The sequence below is a fragment of the Mycobacterium sp. 852002-51163_SCH5372311 genome (genome assembly GCF_001667115.1).
GTDB lineage: Bacteria > Actinomycetota > Actinomycetes > Mycobacteriales > Mycobacteriaceae > Mycobacterium.
In genome coordinates this window covers 1-16,531 of the sequence record NZ_LZIJ01000032.1, presented here as the reverse complement: position 1 = coordinate 16,531, position 16,531 = coordinate 1, and the positions used below count along the sequence as shown (strand labels likewise).

General features: G+C 65.0%; 17 protein-coding genes and 1 tRNA gene. 12 read left to right on the top strand and 6 right to left on the bottom strand.

The features are described 5' to 3' along the window. Positions 1–45 precede the first annotated feature (45 nt). The 4 genes from A5791_RS04675 to A5791_RS04660 all read left to right on the top strand — a co-directional run bounded on the left by A5791_RS04675 (position 46) and on the right by A5791_RS04660 (position 2,321). Positions 46–118 (top strand) — tRNA-Ala (locus tag A5791_RS04675). 373 nt (positions 119–491) lie between these two features. Beyond that, positions 492–896, top strand: coding sequence for a DUF6188 family protein (locus tag A5791_RS04670; protein WP_067231904.1), 405 nt, complete (start codon positions 492–494; stop codon positions 894–896). 195 nt (positions 897–1,091) lie between these two features. Beyond that, a complete protein-coding gene (locus tag A5791_RS04665) occupies positions 1,092–1,634 on the top strand; it encodes a helix-turn-helix domain-containing protein (protein WP_082966741.1) in 543 nt (180 codons plus the stop codon). A 150-nt stretch (positions 1,635–1,784) separates the two neighbouring features. Next, positions 1,785–2,321 (top strand): hypothetical protein, encoded by a 537-nt coding sequence (locus tag A5791_RS04660; protein WP_067231898.1) that lies wholly within the window; start codon positions 1,785–1,787, stop codon positions 2,319–2,321. Between the two features lie 15 nt (positions 2,322–2,336). On the opposite strand, the gene A5791_RS04655 is transcribed toward A5791_RS04660, so the two are convergent. Continuing rightward, complete coding sequence (locus A5791_RS04655; protein WP_067231895.1) at positions 2,337–3,236, bottom strand: helix-turn-helix domain-containing protein; 900 nt, start codon at positions 3,234–3,236, stop codon at positions 2,337–2,339. Positions 3,237–3,292: 56 nt separating this feature from the next. Between A5791_RS04655 and A5791_RS04650 the strand changes: the two genes are divergently transcribed. Next, positions 3,293–4,120: an enoyl-CoA hydratase/isomerase family protein gene (locus tag A5791_RS04650; RefSeq protein WP_067231891.1), complete on the top strand. Its 828-nt coding sequence runs from the start codon at positions 3,293–3,295 to the stop codon at positions 4,118–4,120. A 159-nt stretch (positions 4,121–4,279) separates the two neighbouring features. Further along, a complete protein-coding gene (locus tag A5791_RS04645) occupies positions 4,280–4,594 on the top strand; it encodes a DUF4333 domain-containing protein (RefSeq protein WP_067231888.1) in 315 nt (104 codons plus the stop codon). Here the strand turns inward: A5791_RS04645 and A5791_RS04640 are convergent. Beyond that, positions 4,591–5,217, bottom strand: coding sequence for a GAF and ANTAR domain-containing protein (locus A5791_RS04640; RefSeq protein WP_197504597.1), 627 nt, complete (start codon positions 5,215–5,217; stop codon positions 4,591–4,593). The two genes, A5791_RS04645 and A5791_RS04640, sit on opposite strands and share 4 nt — an antisense overlap. Positions 5,218–5,649: 432 nt before the next feature. On the opposite strand from A5791_RS04640, the gene A5791_RS04635 reads away from it, so the two are divergent. Further along, complete coding sequence (locus tag A5791_RS04635) at positions 5,650–7,809, top strand: molybdopterin-dependent oxidoreductase (RefSeq protein WP_369828015.1); 2,160 nt, start codon at positions 5,650–5,652, stop codon at positions 7,807–7,809. Positions 7,810–7,909: 100 nt separating this feature from the next. On the opposite strand, the gene A5791_RS04630 is transcribed toward A5791_RS04635, so the two are convergent. Further along, positions 7,910–8,650 carry a class I SAM-dependent methyltransferase gene (locus A5791_RS04630; protein ID WP_067231881.1) on the bottom strand — a complete coding sequence of 247 codons (741 nt, stop codon included), beginning with the start codon at positions 8,648–8,650 and terminating at the stop codon, positions 7,910–7,912. 243 nt (positions 8,651–8,893) lie between these two features. Between A5791_RS04630 and A5791_RS04625 the strand changes: the two genes are divergently transcribed. The 3 genes from A5791_RS04625 to A5791_RS04615 are packed head-to-tail and all read left to right on the top strand — an operon-like array spanning position 8,894 to position 11,270. Further along, positions 8,894–9,844: a GNAT family N-acetyltransferase gene (locus A5791_RS04625; RefSeq protein ID WP_156661001.1), complete on the top strand. Its 951-nt coding sequence runs from the start codon at positions 8,894–8,896 to the stop codon at positions 9,842–9,844. A gap of 39 nt (positions 9,845–9,883) precedes the next feature. Beyond that, positions 9,884–10,588, top strand: a complete 705-nt coding sequence (locus tag A5791_RS04620; protein WP_067231875.1) for a DUF5642 family protein — start codon at positions 9,884–9,886, stop codon at positions 10,586–10,588. A 28-nt stretch (positions 10,589–10,616) separates the two neighbouring features. After that, a complete protein-coding gene (locus A5791_RS04615; RefSeq protein WP_067231870.1) occupies positions 10,617–11,270 on the top strand; it encodes a DUF5642 family protein in 654 nt (217 codons plus the stop codon). 6 nt (positions 11,271–11,276) lie between these two features. On the opposite strand, the gene A5791_RS04610 is transcribed toward A5791_RS04615, so the two are convergent. Further along, positions 11,277–11,903, bottom strand: coding sequence for an alpha-ketoglutarate-dependent dioxygenase AlkB (locus A5791_RS04610; protein WP_067231867.1), 627 nt, complete (start codon positions 11,901–11,903; stop codon positions 11,277–11,279). Positions 11,904–11,949: 46 nt separating this feature from the next. Here A5791_RS04610 and arcA point away from each other — a divergent pair, with 46 nt between their 5' ends. Further along, complete coding sequence (gene arcA / locus A5791_RS04605; protein WP_067231864.1) at positions 11,950–13,164, top strand: arginine deiminase; 1,215 nt, start codon at positions 11,950–11,952, stop codon at positions 13,162–13,164. A gap of 96 nt (positions 13,165–13,260) precedes the next feature. Here the strand turns inward: arcA and A5791_RS04600 are convergent, their stop codons facing one another. Further along, a complete protein-coding gene (locus tag A5791_RS04600; RefSeq protein ID WP_067231861.1) occupies positions 13,261–14,832 on the bottom strand; it encodes a dolichyl-phosphate-mannose--protein mannosyltransferase in 1,572 nt (523 codons plus the stop codon). Positions 14,833–14,856: 24 nt separating this feature from the next. Here A5791_RS04600 and rsmI point away from each other — a divergent pair, with 24 nt between their 5' ends. Beyond that, positions 14,857–15,711: a 16S rRNA (cytidine(1402)-2'-O)-methyltransferase gene (gene rsmI, locus A5791_RS04595; RefSeq protein WP_067231858.1), complete on the top strand. Its 855-nt coding sequence runs from the start codon at positions 14,857–14,859 to the stop codon at positions 15,709–15,711. A gap of 212 nt (positions 15,712–15,923) precedes the next feature. Here the strand turns inward: rsmI and A5791_RS04590 are convergent. Further along, positions 15,924–16,531: aminodeoxychorismate synthase component I (locus A5791_RS04590; protein ID WP_156660999.1), on the bottom strand; the 608-nt coding region annotated here is incomplete at its 5' end.

Below are 16,531 nucleotides of genomic sequence, written 5' to 3'. Positions count from 1 at the left end.
GCTGCGGCCGCTGCTGCCGCCGAACTGGTAGCCTGCTAGCGATCAGGGGCTATGGCGCAGTTGGTAGCGCGACTCGTTCGCATCGAGTAGGTCAGGGGTTCGAATCCCCTTAGCTCCACACAGTTTGAGCAGGTCAGGCGGTATAGCGTTCGCTAAGCGGCACGGGTAGTCAGCCGGCCGGCGTTGTCGGATCCCACACGCGAGAGAAGTCGAAGTCGGTGAAGTCGCTTATGTGCGAGCTGGGCGTCGAATAGGCGCCTGCAGAGCAATTCCGTGCGTGGCGGCCAACGCCCACACTTCCTGCTTACGCAACCATGGCGAAAAGAGTAGAGTTCCGTTAAGGAACTAACATCCTTTAGCAGCATCTGAGGACGAGCAGTGGATCACCGCATTGCTCCGCGGACCCCGGTGGCGCGTCACTGGCTGCCCACGGTCCCACGTGACGCATGCGCCGATCTCGCTGCCCGACCAGGGTGCGGGAAAGGTGAACCATGACACACGAATGGATCGAAGGATGTGCGGTCGTACGGATCATGTTCCGCGACGGTCTGGTGGTGAATTTCGAGGACGACAACGAGCTGGTTATCAAGGTGCCGATGCGCCTGACCGTGCCGCCGGTCGGCTCATATCCGGCCGAGGTCGTGCCCGTCGACCCGATGGCCACTCGCGACGAAGAGCGCCCGTTGTTCGATATCTCGGGGACCACATGCACTCGCGCCCTTTGGAATGACGATGGCAGTCTCCACCTCGAGTTCTCCGACGCCCACCGGATTGATGTGCCTTCCGACGAGCACATCACCGCCTGGGAGTTGTACGGCAAGTACCACGGATACGTGGCGTGTCTGCCACATGGAAAGGTTCGCGTGCTCCGGCACGACCTGCTCGAGGAGAAATGACGGCGTCCTGCGCCTGACCGCCGCGGCCCACCCCTGCCGACGCACAGGAGAGACTTCCGATTGCCAGCATCAAATGAACTCGGCGCCGAGGCGCTAGATGCCGCCAACCGCGCGGCTGGAACACACGGGTTCTGGGCGGTCAGCGACAACCGTTGACAGAAGTCCGTTCCCTAAGGCGACTATGGTGTAGCAACTATGCAGCGGACTTCCTTTTCGACGATGGCCTGTTCTATCGCTCGCAGCCTCGATGTCATCGGTGAGCCCTGGACGCCGTTGATCATTCGTGACATGTGGCTCGGAAGGCACAGATTCGACGACATCCAGCGCAACCTCAGCATCTCGCGCAAGGTGCTCACCGATCGATTGAAGACCCTCGTCGACGTAGGAGTGGTCGAGCGTAGGTCATACCAGCGCGATCCCGAGCGGTATGAGTATCTGCTCACCGACAAAGGTCAGGAGCTGATGGACGTGCTACTGGCCTTGATGGCGTGGGGGGATCGGTGGGTTTCGAGTGAAGGGGAGCCAATGCTCATCCGGCACAACTCATGTGGCGAGCGCACCCAGGCCGCAATTAGGTGTTCCGTTTGCGGCCAGCCGCTTCGCGCCCTCGACACCGGGATTGCCCCCGGACCGGGAGCGCGACCAGGGTGGGGAACTCCGTGGAGCGACCTCCCGTCACGCACCGGCACGGCGAGGCATTGCCAGGAGGCTCCGACCGTCGATCAAGTCCAAACCTGACGTGGTCCCGTTGAAACCTCTGATCGGTTTCAGGAAATCGTGCGCCACGTATTGTGTTGTGCCGGAACGCCACATCGGCTGAGCTTGCGAGCGCCGCATCATGCCGCTGCCTCGCGGATTACCCTCGAAAGACACAAGGAAAGGCGCGCAATGCTCGCAGCGTTCGGATTCGAAACCCTCGGTGTAGTCGTCGGGGACATGTATTTCGTCGACCCGGATCCGCTTTCCGGGCAGGAAACACCGGAGCGGGGAGTCAGGCTGGAACTTCGCCTCGTCGACCGCGACGAGCCCCAGGGGTCGATCTACGCCGGCATCCCGATCGCCTTCGGCCGTCCCGTCTGGCGAGTGGACCTTTTCGGGTCGACAGAGAGTCCACCCGGGACGCTGGACCGGGCCCATCACCATCCCCGTTTCGACGGTTGGGAACCCGGGCGCCGGCACTTCGTCGACGAGCTGTCCGCTGACCCGTTGTCCTGGCTGGCCGGTCAGCTGGCCGACCCAGCCGCCGTGCTGACCCGGGCGGGCGTCGATCCCGACGAGGTCAGCGAAGCCGACAAGACCGGGCTCGCGTCCACCGCCCCGGAAATTGTCGCCGTCGTGAAGCGGATGCTCGAAGGCGTGCGGGACGGGACATTGGCACCCGCCCCGGCCGAGCCGGTTGCCGCCGCTCGCACCGGCTGGCTCTGACGGGTTGAGTTCCTCTCAGCCGTGGGTTACCTCGACGTCGGCCCGCACTACCGAAGTTTCGCAAAGTGAGCACGTCAGGACTGCACGCAGCCGATGGCCGCAGACTTTGTGGTCCAGCACGATCGGGGGATCGCCCTCGGCGAGCCAGCGATCGCCCCACATGAGCATGGCCAAGGGCACCGGATAAAGATCAAGGCCCTTAGCGGTGAGTTCGTAGGTATGGCGTGCTCCGGTCGTCGTGGAACGAATCAGCACGCCAAGCTCGGATAGTCGAAATAGCCTGTGGGACAAAATGTTCGACGAAATCGAGAGCCGCTGCTGGAAGTCGTCGAAGCGGTGCGTCCCGAAGAAACACTCCTGGATGATCAGCGCGCTCCACAAGTCACCGATGACTTGCAGCGTGCGGGCGATCGAGCATGGACGGTTGCGCTCCAGGAGGGCCAAGCCGGGCATCCGGTTACGGCGCAGCTGCCCCTCGGGCCGACGCATGGGCTCGGGTGTGCGGTCGAATACGACGTCGCGCGCGAACACCGGCTTCCCGCACTGAGCGCAGGTCATTTGCGCATGCAGCTGCCGACCGCAGCCCAGATGGGTGACCTCGACGGGCGGCACTTGAGCGCTGCCGCACCACCGGTCGCCCCAGTGCATTGCCGTCAACAAACAGCCGATGAAGTCGTCGCCGCGTTCGGTCGGCACGTAGTCCCCGCCGTGACGTTGCAGCACCTGCGAGGCGACTAGCTGGTCGAGCCTGCCGGTCAGCGTCGACCGAGCGATTCCCAGACGCGACCGGAACTCATCGAAACGAGTCACGCCGTCGAACAGCACCTCGCGTAGCACCATCCACGACCAGGCGTCGCCGACAGCGGCGACGGCACGAAACACCGAGCAATCGCGCTCCAACCGCACCCGCTGCACACGGGCATCTTACCTAAATGCTTGCATAACGAGACTGTGTGTGATTGAGTCTCGCTATGCAAGCTAAATCGGGAGTCGACGGAACGTCTGACTGCTACGAAAAGTTGATCTTCGACCGGCGCGAATCGATCACCACGATCACGCTGAACCGGCCCGAGGTGCACAACGCGCTGGATCGGGCACTCTCCGATGAACTGAACCGAGCCGTCCGCCAAGTGCGGGACGACCGCGAATGCGCGGTCCTGATCCTGCGCGGCGCAGGCGATACGTTCTGCGCCGGCGACGACATCACCGAGTTCAACAGCTGGACGCCCGAAGATCCCTACTGGCAGGTGCGCAAATACCAAGAGACCGTTCAGATCCTCGAGGACCTCACGCCGATCACCATTGCCGCCGTTGACGGGGTCTGCACCGGCGGCGGTCTTGAACTGACGCTGGTGTGTGACTTCGTGATCGCCACGGACCGTTCTCGGTGGGGCATGCCTGAGATCGACTGGGACATCACACCGGGATGGGGAGGCACGTCGCGTCTGGCGCGCATCGCCGGTCGTCGCAAAGCAAAAGAATGGAACCTGCTGGGTGCACTCTTCACCGCAAAAACGGCCGAACGCTACGACCTGGCAAACCGGATCTGTTCGCCCGAAGACCTGGAGAATGAAGTCACCGCGCTGACGGAGGTGATTCTCACCAAGCATCCGGTCACCACACGACGGACGAAGTTCATCCTGAACCAGGGTGCGGACATACACATTTCTGGTGCCTTGGCTTTCGAGGTCCCCCTCATGCCATTTCCCCTTGAGAGACAGGGCATTCAGGACTTCACAGACAAGCGCGCACGCGAGGAACGTCGCCGTCTTTCGAAGAACTTCTGGCAAGACCGCTGACCCAGCAAGCTACCGGGAGCGTTGGCCGGCTAATCGACACCGAGACAGTTGAGTGGCGTTCCAGGACCACCAGCGAAAAGCTTTGGCTCCCAACCGCTATTCGGAGCCATCTTTATGGTCCTTGACGCGATCGACACGCCGAGCGCAAAATCTCGTGCTATGACCCAGGCTCCAAGCGCCCGCCTGGCCACAGCCTTTCTTGTCACTGCGGTGGCTCTGGAACTCGCGGGTTGCGGACCAAAGACGGTGATCAAGCCCGACATGGCTGCGAAGTTTCTCACCGAGCATGTGTCGCAGCAGTCGGGCTTCACGCCGACCGACGTGAAGTGTCCCTCTGGGGTGGAGGCCAAAGTCGGGGCCGAATTCGATTGTCACTTCACTGGTCCCGAGGGACCGTACACCGCGCACATGAAGGTCACACAGGTAAACGGTGAAGACGTCACCTTCGGCCAGTGGCGCACCTTCCGGAGCTAGTTGAGCCGGAGCTGGTCACCCATCAGTTGGTCGAAGTTCCGCATTGTCGTCAGCTTGCGGGCGACTTCGACCAGCCGCGTATTGCTGTCTTGGGACACCCGCTTCAACAGCTCGAACGCCTGGATCGCGTCAATCCCGAAGCGCGCCATCAGGATTCCCTTGGCCTGCCCGATGAGGTCTCTGCTCGCCAGCGCACTGCGGAACTGCTCTTCGCGGCGTACCGTGTCCCACGCCAGCGCAGCGTGCGTCGCGAACACGAAGCCGATCTCCTCGGACTCCTCGTCGAAAGCATGCGGTTGGTCGGCGTAGACATTCAGTGCGCCCACCGTCTGATCCGAGGTGAACAGCCGGAAGGACAGAATCGACCTGATCGTGGTGGCCTTTAGCGCGTCGCGCCGATAAGCCGGCCAGCGGTGGTCCTCGGCGAGGTCATCGATGCGGACGGTGTGTTGCTGCCAGGCCGCGCTCAGACAAGGGCCTTGTCCGTGACGTTCCTGGATCACATCCAGGAGCGCTGGAAACCGGTGAGTCGTCGCCGGCGTTTCTAAATGGCGCGCAGATCTCGCGAGGGTGACACCGGCGTACTTTGCGCCAGGAATTTCACTGATCGCATATTCGACCATGCGCCCCAGCACGAGGTCAGCAGAATCTTGCGGGCTGCTGTGCAGGTTACGGGCCAAGTCCGCGATGCGCTGATGAATGTCGCCATTGGGGCTTACTTGCAGGTCAGGCCTCTCTCAATGGTCCCCAGAAGGACCAACCCTACTCCGCACCTCGCCCACATTCGTCCAGAAGACGAAGTCTTTTTACAAGCGATGCGTGGAAATCGCTATTCGACCGCGAACCAAGTCGACCACGTGTCGTCACGCGCTGCAGGCCGCAGTTAGCTGAATCGGCCGCCGTGCGGCACAATTCCGACATGATTGGCGGCGGGCGCCAGGCGGCCCAGCTAATTCCGAAAGAGAAACTGTAAAACTTACAGTATCGTGTGGCAGGTGACACCCGTGACGCAGCAGAAGCCGACGTTCTGCCGGATTTGTGAACCGCTCTGCGGCATGATCGCCTCGGTCGAGGACGGGCGATTGGTCGCTCTTCGTCCGGACAAAGATCACCCGTTGTCATCCGGGTTCGCCTGTCAGAAGGGCATCGCGTTCGCCGAGGTGCACAACGACCCCGACCGCGTCACCACCCCTCTGCGCCGCACGCCGACCGGCTTCGAACCGGTGAGTTGGGACGATGCACTGTCTGATATCGCGGCTCGGCTTACAACGATCCTTCGGGCCGACGGTGCGGGAGCAGTCGGCTGGTACATGGGTAACCCCGGCGCGTTCAGCTACGCGCACACCCTGGCCGCGCTGATGTTCATCAAAGGCATTGGGCGCAACGCGCACTACTTCACCGCGTCCTCCCAGGACACGAATAGCAGGCTCATCGCAAGCCAATTGCTGTACGGTGTGCCGACCTCGGTACCGATCCCCGACCTGATCCGCACCGACCTCTTGGTCCTCATGGGTGCGAATCCCGTTGTCTCGCACGGCAGTTTCCTCACCGCCCCGCGGATCAAAGACCGCATGCAAGACGTTGTCAAGCGCGGGGGACGCGTCGTGGTCGTCGACCCGCGCCGCACCGAGACGGCCGCGGCATTCGAATGGCTGGGCATCGTCCCCGACACCGACTCCTTCCTGCTGCTGTCCCTGCTGCAGGTGATGTTCGCCGACAACCTCGTCGACCTCGTCCGGGTGAGCCGGCAGGCCGACGGGATCGAATGGTTGCAGGCATTGTGTGAACCGTTCACTCCGGAGCTGACGGCCGCCCACACCGGCATCGACCCGGGAAGCGTCCGCTCGCTTGCGCACGAGTTGGCGGGCACACAGCGCGCGGCTGTCTACGGCAGGGTCGGCACCTGCGTGGGCCGATACGGCACGCTCACGAACTTTCTCATCGACGCGGTGAACCTGGTCGCCGGAAACCTCGACATACCGGGCGGCTCGGTCTTCGGCTCGATGGAGACGGTGGGCGAGCGATGGCAGAAAACCATCATGGGCGTCGCGCTGCGGCGTTCCTATCGAAAGCGCTCACGCATCGGTGGAATCCGTAGCACGATCGGCTCGGAGCCGGCCGCCCTGATGGCGAAGGAGATCACCACGCCCGGTGATCGCCAGATCAAGGCGATGTTCGTCTCGGCCGGCAATCCCGTCCTCTCGGTGCCCAACGGCGACGAACTCGAGAACGCCTTCAAGACACTGAAACTCTCGGTGGCCCTTGACTTCTACGTCACCGAAACCGCTGCACACTGCGACTACATCCTGCCCGTCACAACCATGTACGAGCGCGACGACTTTCCGTTCGTCTTCCAGCCCTTCCAGGCCACACCGTTTCGGCAGGCCACCGAGGCTGTCGTCGCACCGGCGGGTGACGCGCGGCCGGAATGGGACATTGTCGAGGACCTCGCCGCTCGCCTTTCGCGCAGCGTTCCGGCGTTCGCGGCACTCGGGATTCTGCGAAAGGCGCTAAGCCTGTTCGGGATAAAGCTGTCGCCGCGAATCATGATCGATGCCCTTATCCGGATGTCGCAGGGCGGCGATCGTTTCGGCCTGCGCCGCGGCGGATTGACACTGCACCGGCTGAGTGAACAGCATCCGCACGGAGTCGTCGTGGCACGGCACATCCGCACCGATGTGCTGCGCGACGCGGTGGCCTATCTGTCGCGACGGATCAAGCTGGTACACAAGGATATTGCCGCCGAAGTAGATAAGCTCTCGCAAGACGTGCACCCCGACGGCTACCCGCTGCGAATGATCGGGATGCGTGAGCCGCGATCAGAGAACTCGTGGATGCACAACTCGCCCTTGTTGATGCGCCCGTCGTCAACGCGGGGTGAGCGGGAACATCGCGCGCTGATCCATGTCGACGACGCGGCAGACATGCACGTCGCCGACGGAGACCTGGTGCGGGTGTCCTCCCCATATGGGGACATCACCGTCGGCGTCACCACCACCAAAGACCTGATGGCCGGCGTGATCGCGGTACCCCACGGCTGGGGTCACAAGGGCACCGGCACTTGGCAATTGGCCAACCGCGCCGGCGGTGCGAACGTTAACCGGCTGACGTCGAGCGAGCCGCAGGACGTCGAGTCGCTGTCGGGTATGGCGTGGCTTACGGGTGTGCCGGTGCGGGTGGAACCCGTTGGCGCTTCGGGCAAGACGACGGCCTAGGCGGTCGGCACCCGAGCCTGCGGTGCTGGCACCGATCCTGCGTCCAGGGCGCGGGTTGGAGCGTTAAGCGCGCCGTGGCTACAGTCCCGGCGGCAAAGACTCAACCGGGCTTTGCCGCGACGACGAACTGAAGCGCCCGCTGCGTCTCCTGTTCGATGTCGACCAGGCCGGCCGACGAGAACAGGTCGACGAACGCGTGCCGGTCGAACATCGTGAGGCCGATGACGCCGGCGCCCGCCTTCAGAACTCGCCGGATCGGCGCCGGCTGGCCGGCGTAACTGGTGAGCACCGCGATCCGCCCCCCGGGCCGCAGTACCCGAACCATCTCGTGAGCCACCCGAAACGGTTGGGGCATCAGGTACAGCGCGCCGAAACAGCAGACGGCGTCGAATGTTTCGTCGTCGAACGGCAGCATGTGGGCATCGCCGCGGACGTAACACGTCCGCGGCCCGCTGTTGTCCAGCACGGCGCGAGTCAGCATCGGTTCGGAAATGTCGAATCCCACTGCCAGGCCGCCGTCGGGCAGTTGCGCGGCCAGGGGGCCGGTGAAATTACCTGGGCCGCAAGCGACATCGAGCAATCTGCGAGCATTCGAAAGCCGTAGGGCCGATGCGGCACGGCGCTGCTCGGCGCCCGTGGTGACGCCGCTGGCGACGTAGAACGAGGCCGGACGCCACAGCCGCTCGTACACCGTTGCCACGAACGGGCTGTTCATGGCCCGCTGCGCGAACGTCGGAGCGGGAGCGCTGGTCGATTCGCCCAACACGTCGAGGAAGCCGTGCCTCAACTCCGCGGTTCCGTCGAGGAGGGCGCGCGTCAACTCGAGCGGGCTGTTATCCATTGCTGGTCCATTCCGGTTTGTTCGTTCGTTCAAAGCTGCCGAACTGCTGTCAGGCTAACGGGTCTGCTTGCCGCCGCCGCTGCAGACGCCATAACCTGAGTCGCATCGGACCGTGAGCGGGGCAGTGCGCCTGGCGCGGATGGGACGTGAACAAGGCGGGTTCATGGCAGTGCGGGCACCGCGAGACCCCGGTATATCGCAGTGGCCGAATTGACCGGCCCGCGAGTGGAAGAACTCGCGGCGATGGACATCTTCGAGGGATGCCCCGCCGAGGACCTGATGCCGCTGGCTGCCAGTGTCGAGCCGCTGCGGGCCGCGGCCGGCCAAGTGCTCATGCAGCAGGGCGAACACGCGATATCGTTCCTGCTCATCGCATCCGGTGCGGCCGAGATCAAGCACGTCGGCGCCGACGGTGTGGTGATCGTCGAGCACGCTATCCCCGGCATGATCGTCGGGGAGATCGCCCTGTTGCGCAACATCCCGCGCACCGCGACGGTGACCACGACCGAGCCCCTGACCGGGTGGATCGGCGGCGACGACGCCTTCGCCCGGCTGGTCCACATCCCCGGAATCGCGGAGCGGCTGCTGCGTACGGTGCGCCAGCGGCTGGCGGCATTCATCACCCCGATCCCGATACGGGTTCGCGACCGGACCGAGTTGATGCTGCGCCCGGTCCTTCCCGGTGACGACGAGCGGACCATTCGCGGACACGTCCAGTTCTCCAGCGAGACGCTGTATCGGCGGTTCATGACGGCTCGCGTGCCCACTCCTGCATTGATGCACTACCTGTCCGAGGTCGACTATGTCGACCACTTCGTCTGGGTGGTCACCGACGACGGCAACCCGGTGGCCGACGCGCGCTTCGTCCGTGACGAAAGCGATCCGACGGTCGCCGAGATCGCCTTCCTGGTCGCCGACGCCTATCAGGGCCGCGGCATAGGCAGCTTCTTGGTTGAGGCGCTGTCCGTCGCTGCCCGAGTCGGCGGAGTCAAGAGGTTCACCGCGCGAATGCTCTCCGACAACCTGGCCATGCGCACGATCATGGACCACTACGGCGCGGTCTGGGAGCGCGAAGACGTCGGCGTCATCACCACCGTCATCGATGTGCCGCGGACCGGCGACCTGCACCTCGGGCGCGACATGATTGACCAAATCAGGCGCGTTGCCCGACAGGTCATCGAGGCGGTCGGCTGACCCGCCTTCCGGCGCACGCCTGCCGTGATATGAACGAGCATGCGGCCGTTTTGGATTGGCCCCTGGACTGTGTGCGCGGCGCTGGTGGTCGCCTCGTGTGCTCAGCCGCCGGAGCCGGTGGTGGCACCGCCGGCGTTCCCGTCGACCCATGGCGGCGGCGTCAACCCCGCAAATATCAAGCGAATGGGTCGCGAGCTGCCGTCGGGCTATGAGGTGACCAGCAGCATTCCCAGTACGGCCACGCCCCGAGCGATTTGGGGGCTGAAAGCGGACGCCGCGCTTGTCACAAGCAAACCACCGCAATGCGCGGCGCTGGCCGACCCCGGCAGCGGGCGCGGCCAAGCGCAGGGCGTATCCGGATCGGGCCCGGGCGGCATCGTCGACGCGGTGGTGGTTGCTTTGCCGGCGTTGCCCGGTCCGGTCGCTCCCGACCACACCCTGGTCGCCGCCTGTGGTCAATGGACCATGATCGACCGTCACACCGGGCACATCGAGGCCGGCGTCCACCTGATCGACCCACCGCGCATCGACGGCGCGGACACCGTCGGCATGGCGGCCGACATCCGCACATCCGTCGAGTCCGGTGCCGAAATCGATTCGCGGACATACACATTCATCGCCTATCTGGGCGACTACTACGCGTTCACCACGGTGACCACAGATCCCGGCTCAGTACTTCCTGCGCTGACACCACAATTCGCCGCCGATCTACTGGTCAAAACGGTGTCGACGTTACGCAGTTGAGCGTCTCGGGTTGGGTAGATTGGCCCCGATGTTCAAGGTGGTGCTCGTGATCGCAGCGGTGTGCTTGCTCGCCGGTTGCTCATCGGAGGCAAACACCGCCTCGAACGCCGACATCGCCAAGGTCACCGGTGTCAAGTCGAGTTTTGGGCCCGAATTCAAGATCCTGGACATTTCCGAACGGGCCATCGACCCCAAGCTGCTCTCTGCCCGCAAACTGCCCGACGGACTGAAATTCGATCCCGCGAACTGCGCGAAAGTTGCTGCCGGGCCGGACATGCCACCGGACCTGCAGGGAAACATGGCCGCCGTCTCTGCCGAGGGCAACGGCAACCGGTTCGTCGTCATCGCCGTGGAGACATCGAAGGAACTGCCGTTGAACGACCCGGGGAAGGATTGCACCAAGGTCGCCTTCGTCGGGGGCCAGGTTCGTGGCGGCATGGAGGTAGTCGATGCGCCGCGCATCCAGAGTGCGCGCACATTGGGGGTGCACCGGATCCTGCAGGCGGTGATCCCCGGCGGGCCCCGCACCGGCGAGCTGTACGACTACTCCGCCCAGTTCGGCGACTACACGGTGATCGTCATCGCCAATCCGCTTGTGGTGCCTGATCAGCCGGTTGCGAAGGTCGACACGCAACGGGCGCGCGACCTGCTCGTCAAGGCGGTCAGCGCGATCCGCGGCTAGCCTGTTTCAACGCACGTTGCGCGCGCGGAACTGGATGCTTACCCGCGTACCCGTCGGCGCCGACGTCTTGGGAACCGCATGTTCCCAGGTGCGTTGGCACGATCCGCCCATCACCAGCAGGTCGCCGTGCGCCTGCGCCAGCCGCATCGACGGGCCGCCCCCGCGCCGCCGGAGCGCGAAGGTGCGAGTGGCGCCGAGGCTGACAATCGCCACCATGGTGTCCTCGGAGCTGCTGCGACCGATGGTGTCGCCGTGCCAGGCCACGCTGTCGTTGCCGTCGCGGTAGCAGCACAACCCGATGGTGGTGAACGGCTCACCCAGTTCGGCGCCGTAGATGTCGTTGAGTCGCCGGCGCAGCCGGGCCAGCATCGGATGCGGCGGTTCTTCGATCGACAGGTCGTGAAAACTCACCAGGCGCGGCACGTCGACCACCCGGTCGTACATCTGGCGTCGTTCGGCTCGCCAAGGCACCGTGGCCAGCAGCTCGTCGAGCAGACCTTCGGCGTCGTTGAGCCAGCCGGAGCGGATTTCGACGAAGGCGCCGTCTCCTAATTGGCGCCGTTCGGTGTGCTCGAACAGCGAGCCCTGCGCCCCCGAAATCACCGTCCCCACGCCGACCAGCTTATCGCACATCCGTTCGATCAACCTCGACCAAGGCCCAGCGGCTACGGTTCTAACTGTGAGTCCTGTCGAACTGGGCACCGATTCCGAAGTGGGAGTGCTACGGGTCGCCATTCTGCACCGACCGGGCGCCGAGCTGCGGCGACTGAACCCCCGCAACAACGACCAGTTGCTGTTCGACGGGCTGCCCTGGGTGTCGCGCGCACAGGAGGAGCACGACCAGTTCGCCGAGGTATTGCGTGCCCGCGGCGTGGAAGTGCTGCTGATGTCCGATCTGCTGACCGAGGCGCTGCAGCACAGCGGGGCCGCACGGATGCAGGGAGTCGCTGCCGCCGTAGATGCGCGCCGGCTCGGAACACCGTTGGCGCAAGAGCTTTCGGTGTATCTGCGTGGCCTGGAGCCGGCCGCGCTGGCACATGTGTTGATGGCCGGCATGACGTTCGAGGAGCTGCCGTCGGACACCCGGACCGACGTGTCGCTGGTGCTGCGCATGCACCACGGTGGGGATTTCGTCATCGAGCCGTTGCCGAACCTGGTGTTCACCCGCGACTCGTCGATCTGGATCGGGCCGCGGGTGGTGATCCCGTCGCTGGCGCTGCGGGCTCGGGTCCGGGAGGCGTCGCTGACCGACCTCATCTACGCCCACCACCCACGGTTCACCGGCGTGCGGCGCGCGTACGAGTCGCGCACAGCGCCGGTTGAGGGTGGTGACGTGCTGTTGCTGGCCCCGGGTGTGGTCGCGGTGGGGGTGGGGGAGCGGACGACGCCGGCCGGTGCGGAAGCGTTGGCGCGCAGCCTGTTCGACGACGACCTGGCGCGTACCGTGCTGGCGGTGCCGATCGCGCAGCGGCGCGCGCAGATGCACCTGGACACGGTGTGCACGATGGTCGACACCGACACGGTGGTGATGTACGCCAACGTCGTCGACACGCTGTCGGCGTTTACCATCCAGCGCACACCCGACGGCGTGACCATCAGCGACGAGGCGCCCTTTCTCGAGGCCGCGGCCAACGCGATGGGGATCGACAAGTTGCAGGTCATCGACACCGGCCTGGACCCCGTCGTCGCCGAACGCGAACAGTGGGACGACGGCAACAACACCCTGGCACTGGCGCCCGGTGTTGTCGTCGCCTACGAGCGCAACCTGCAGACCAACACCCGCCTCGAGGATGCGGGTATCGAGGTGCTTACGATCGCGGGCTCCGAATTGGGCACGGGTCGCGGGGGGCCACGCTGTATGTCGTGCCCAGCGGCCCGCGATCCGCTCGATTAGGTGTGGCGAGCCTGCGCTGGTGGTATCGAGACTGCGCCCAGGGCGCCTGATTGCGCAAAACGCCCGCCGTGGACGCAGTTTCGATGCAGCAGTGAATTAGCGCCAGCTGGGCAGCCAGATCTCCATGTCCCAAGTCTCCTGCGAGATCGGCAGACCGGTGAGCACTGGAAACAGCCACGCGAAGTTCGTCGCCACCAAGGCGACGTAGCACGACACGGCGATCAGTCCCAACGTGCGTCGTTCGGCGCTCTGACGCGTCCGGACGGGATGGACCGGGTAAAGAATGTCGCCGAGAATCAGCGCGATGGCCATCACCAGGAACGGCGCCATCGTCGCCGCATAGAAGAAGTACATCTGCCGGTCGATGTCGGCGAACCAGGGCAGCCACCCCGCGCAGTATCCGACCCAGACCGCGGCGTAGCGCCAGTCGCGTCGGACCAGCATTCGCCACGTCGCGTAGAGCAGAACGGGTACCGCCAGCCACCACATGGCCGGCGTGCCGACCATCATCTCCGCCTTGACGCAGGACTGTGTGCCACAGCCGGGAACGTTCTGCTGGTCGATGGCGTAGAGCACCGGTCGCAACGACATCGGCCAGCTCCACGGTTTGGATTCCCAGGGGTGGTGGTTGCCCGCGGAATTCGTCAGGCCGGCATGGAATTGGAAGGCTTTCGCGGTGTAATACCAAAGCGAGCGAATCGCATCCGGCAGCGGGACAACGCTTTTGGGCCCGATGGTCTGGCCAACCTGATGGCGGTCGATCGCGGTCTCGGACGCGAACCACCCCGCATAGCTGGCCAGGTAGACCGCAAACGGGATGAGCCCCAACGCATAACCGGTGGGCGGCACGTCACGACCCAACACCCCTACCCACGGCTTGGGCACCTGGTACTGACGGCGCGCGGCCACGTCGAAGGCCAACGACATGACACCGAAGAACAGTACGAAGTACAGGCCGGACCACTTTGTCGCACAGGCCAATCCGAGTAGCACCCCGGCGCCGAAACGCCACCAGCGCACGCCGAGTCGCGGTCCCCATGTGGTCTCCGCGATACGGCCTTCCAGCAGCGCGACGTGCATCCGTTGCCGGACCTGATCGCGGTCGACGATGAGCGCTCCGAACGCCGCGACCACAAGGAACGTAATGAATCCGTCGAGCAGTGCGGTCCGCGCGGCGACAAAGCTGACGCCGTCGCAGACGAGCAGCACCCCGGCGATACCACCGATCAGCGTCGAGCGGCTGATCCGCCGCACGATTCGTGTCACCAGCACCACCAGCACGACGCCGAGCACCGCGCCGGTGAACCGCCAGCCCACTCCGTTGTAGCCGAAGATCGCCTCGCCAAGCGTAATGAGTTGCTTGCCGACCGGGGGATGGACGACGAGACCGTAGCCGGGGTTGTCCTCGACCCAATGGTTGTGCAACACCTGCCACGCCTGCGGCGCGTAGTGCTTCTCGTCGAAGATGGGCGTGCCGGCATCGGTCGGCGAGCCCAGGTTCAGAAAGCGGGTTATCACCCCGAGCAGCGCGACCACGGCCGTGACGATCCAGCCGCGCATCCGATCCACCGGCCCGAAATCGGCGACCGGAACCACCGGTCCGGGGCTGACGACGGGGATGACGCGCTCCTGCACGACGTCAGGCATTTCTTGGGGCGGGGCGGTCATCACGTCGATCGTAGGCTGTCCGTCATGACCCATGGCCGCCTGTTGCTCGCCGCGACCCCGTTGGGCCAGCCCGCTGATGCCTCGCCACGGCTGATCGATGCGCTGGCGCAGGCCGACGTGGTGGCCGCCGAGGACACCCGGCGAGTGCGAAACCTGGCCAAGGCGCTCGACGTCACGATCACCGGCCGGGTGGTCAGCCTGTTCGACCGGGTGGAGGAGGCCCGGGCCGCATCCCTGCTGCCCGCGATCGAATCCGGCGCGACGGTGCTGGTGGTAAGCGACGCCGGAATGCCGGTGATCAGCGACCCCGGCTACCGGCTGGTCGTCGCGTGCGCGGATGCCGGACTGCCCGTGCAGTGTCTGCCTGGACCGTCCGCGGTGATCACCGCGCTGGCCGTTTCCGGTCTGCCGGCGGAGAAGTTCTGCTTCGAGGGCTTTGCCCCGCGCAAGAAATCGGCGCGCCGAACCTGGCTGGCGTCCCTGGCCGACGAGTCGCGGACCTGTGTCTTCTTCGAATCGCCGCGGCGGTTGACCGCCTGCCTGCGTGACGCCGTCGAGCAGCTGGGGGGTGCACGTCGGGCGGCGGTTTGCCGGGAGCTGACCAAGGTGCACGAGGAGGTCGTTCGCGGATCGCTTGACGAGCTGGCCGAGTGGGCAGCCGACGGCGTGCTCGGCGAGATCACGGTCGTGTTGGGCGGGGCGCTGCCGCACGCCGACCTGTCCGCCCTGGTGGATTCGCTGGTCGAACAGGTGGAGGAGCTGGTAGCCGGTGGCGTCCGTATCAAGGACGCCTGCAGTTTGGTCGCCGGCCGGCATTCGGAGGTCCGTACCCGCCAGCTTTATGACGCGGTGTTGCGATCACGCGAGGAACACGACTGAAGTTTGGTCAGCCGTGGGATGCATGGACGGCAGTATCCCCCTGCGAGGGCGCCTTTGCGCGTTGAATGTGAACTGACGGCTTTCGGTGTGAATCCGCGGCTTTCGGTGTGAATACAGGGCGCGAATCGGCGCGAAGTTCCGCCCAGGATTCACCTGCAAAGCCCGGGATTCACGCGCAAAGCCCAGGATTCACGCGCAAAGCCGGCGACGGATCAGCCGACGGCCGCAGCGGTCGGCTGTTCGACGATGGGAGCCGCCTTGTGCAGGCATTCCTCCCATTCGGCGTCGGGATCGGAGTCGGCGGTGATGCCGCCGCCGACCCCGAGCACGGCGTTGCCCGCAGTGTCGAATTCGACTGTGCGGATCGCGACGTTCAGCTCGCACCCGGCTATCGGAGAAGCCAAACCTACTGTGCCGCAGTATATCCCGCGACGCTGCGGCTCCCACTGCGAAATAAGCTGACGAGCACGCAGTTTCGGTGTCCCGGTAACCGAGGCCGGCGGAAAGGCGGCCTCCAGCAACGCCGACGTCGGAAGCTCGGCCGGAACCTGCGCGGACACCGTGGACACCAGGTGCCATACGCCCGGCGCGCGGCGCACCACCAGCAGTTCGGGCACGGTGACCGTGCCGGTAATGGCCACTCGCCCAAGGTCATTGCGCACCAGGTCGACGATCATGATGTTCTCGGCGACCTCTTTGGCCGAAGCCCTCAGCGCCGACGGCCACGCATCGAGCGGCAGCGTGCCCTTGATCGGGCTGGACATCACGGCCCTACCCCGTCGCCGCAGGAAAAGTTCCGGCGGACCGCGAAACCCACCGC

Coding starts and splice junctions, on each gene's coding strand:
- A5791_RS04670 (WP_067231904.1), top strand. CDS start 492: ATGACACACGAATGGATCGAAGGATGTGCGGTCGTACGGATCATGTTC.
- A5791_RS04665 (WP_082966741.1), top strand. CDS start 1,092: ATGCAGCGGACTTCCTTTTCGACGATGGCCTGTTCTATCGCTCGCAGC.
- A5791_RS04660 (WP_067231898.1), top strand. CDS start 1,785: ATGCTCGCAGCGTTCGGATTCGAAACCCTCGGTGTAGTCGTCGGGGAC.
- A5791_RS04650 (WP_067231891.1), top strand. CDS start 3,293: ATGCAAGCTAAATCGGGAGTCGACGGAACGTCTGACTGCTACGAAAAG.
- A5791_RS04645 (WP_067231888.1), top strand. CDS start 4,280: ATGACCCAGGCTCCAAGCGCCCGCCTGGCCACAGCCTTTCTTGTCACT.
- A5791_RS04640 (WP_197504597.1), bottom strand. CDS start 5,217: ATGGTCGAATATGCGATCAGTGAAATTCCTGGCGCAAAGTACGCCGGT.
- A5791_RS04635 (WP_369828015.1), top strand. CDS start 5,650: ATGATCGCCTCGGTCGAGGACGGGCGATTGGTCGCTCTTCGTCCGGAC.
- A5791_RS04630 (WP_067231881.1), bottom strand. CDS start 8,650: ATGGATAACAGCCCGCTCGAGTTGACGCGCGCCCTCCTCGACGGAACC.
- A5791_RS04625 (WP_156661001.1), top strand. CDS start 8,894: ATGGACATCTTCGAGGGATGCCCCGCCGAGGACCTGATGCCGCTGGCT.
- A5791_RS04620 (WP_067231875.1), top strand. CDS start 9,884: ATGCGGCCGTTTTGGATTGGCCCCTGGACTGTGTGCGCGGCGCTGGTG.
- A5791_RS04615 (WP_067231870.1), top strand. CDS start 10,617: ATGTTCAAGGTGGTGCTCGTGATCGCAGCGGTGTGCTTGCTCGCCGGT.
- A5791_RS04610 (WP_067231867.1), bottom strand. CDS start 11,903: ATGTGCGATAAGCTGGTCGGCGTGGGGACGGTGATTTCGGGGGCGCAG.
- A5791_RS04600 (WP_067231861.1), bottom strand. CDS start 14,832: ATGACCGCCCCGCCCCAAGAAATGCCTGACGTCGTGCAGGAGCGCGTC.
- rsmI (WP_067231858.1), top strand. CDS start 14,857: ATGACCCATGGCCGCCTGTTGCTCGCCGCGACCCCGTTGGGCCAGCCC.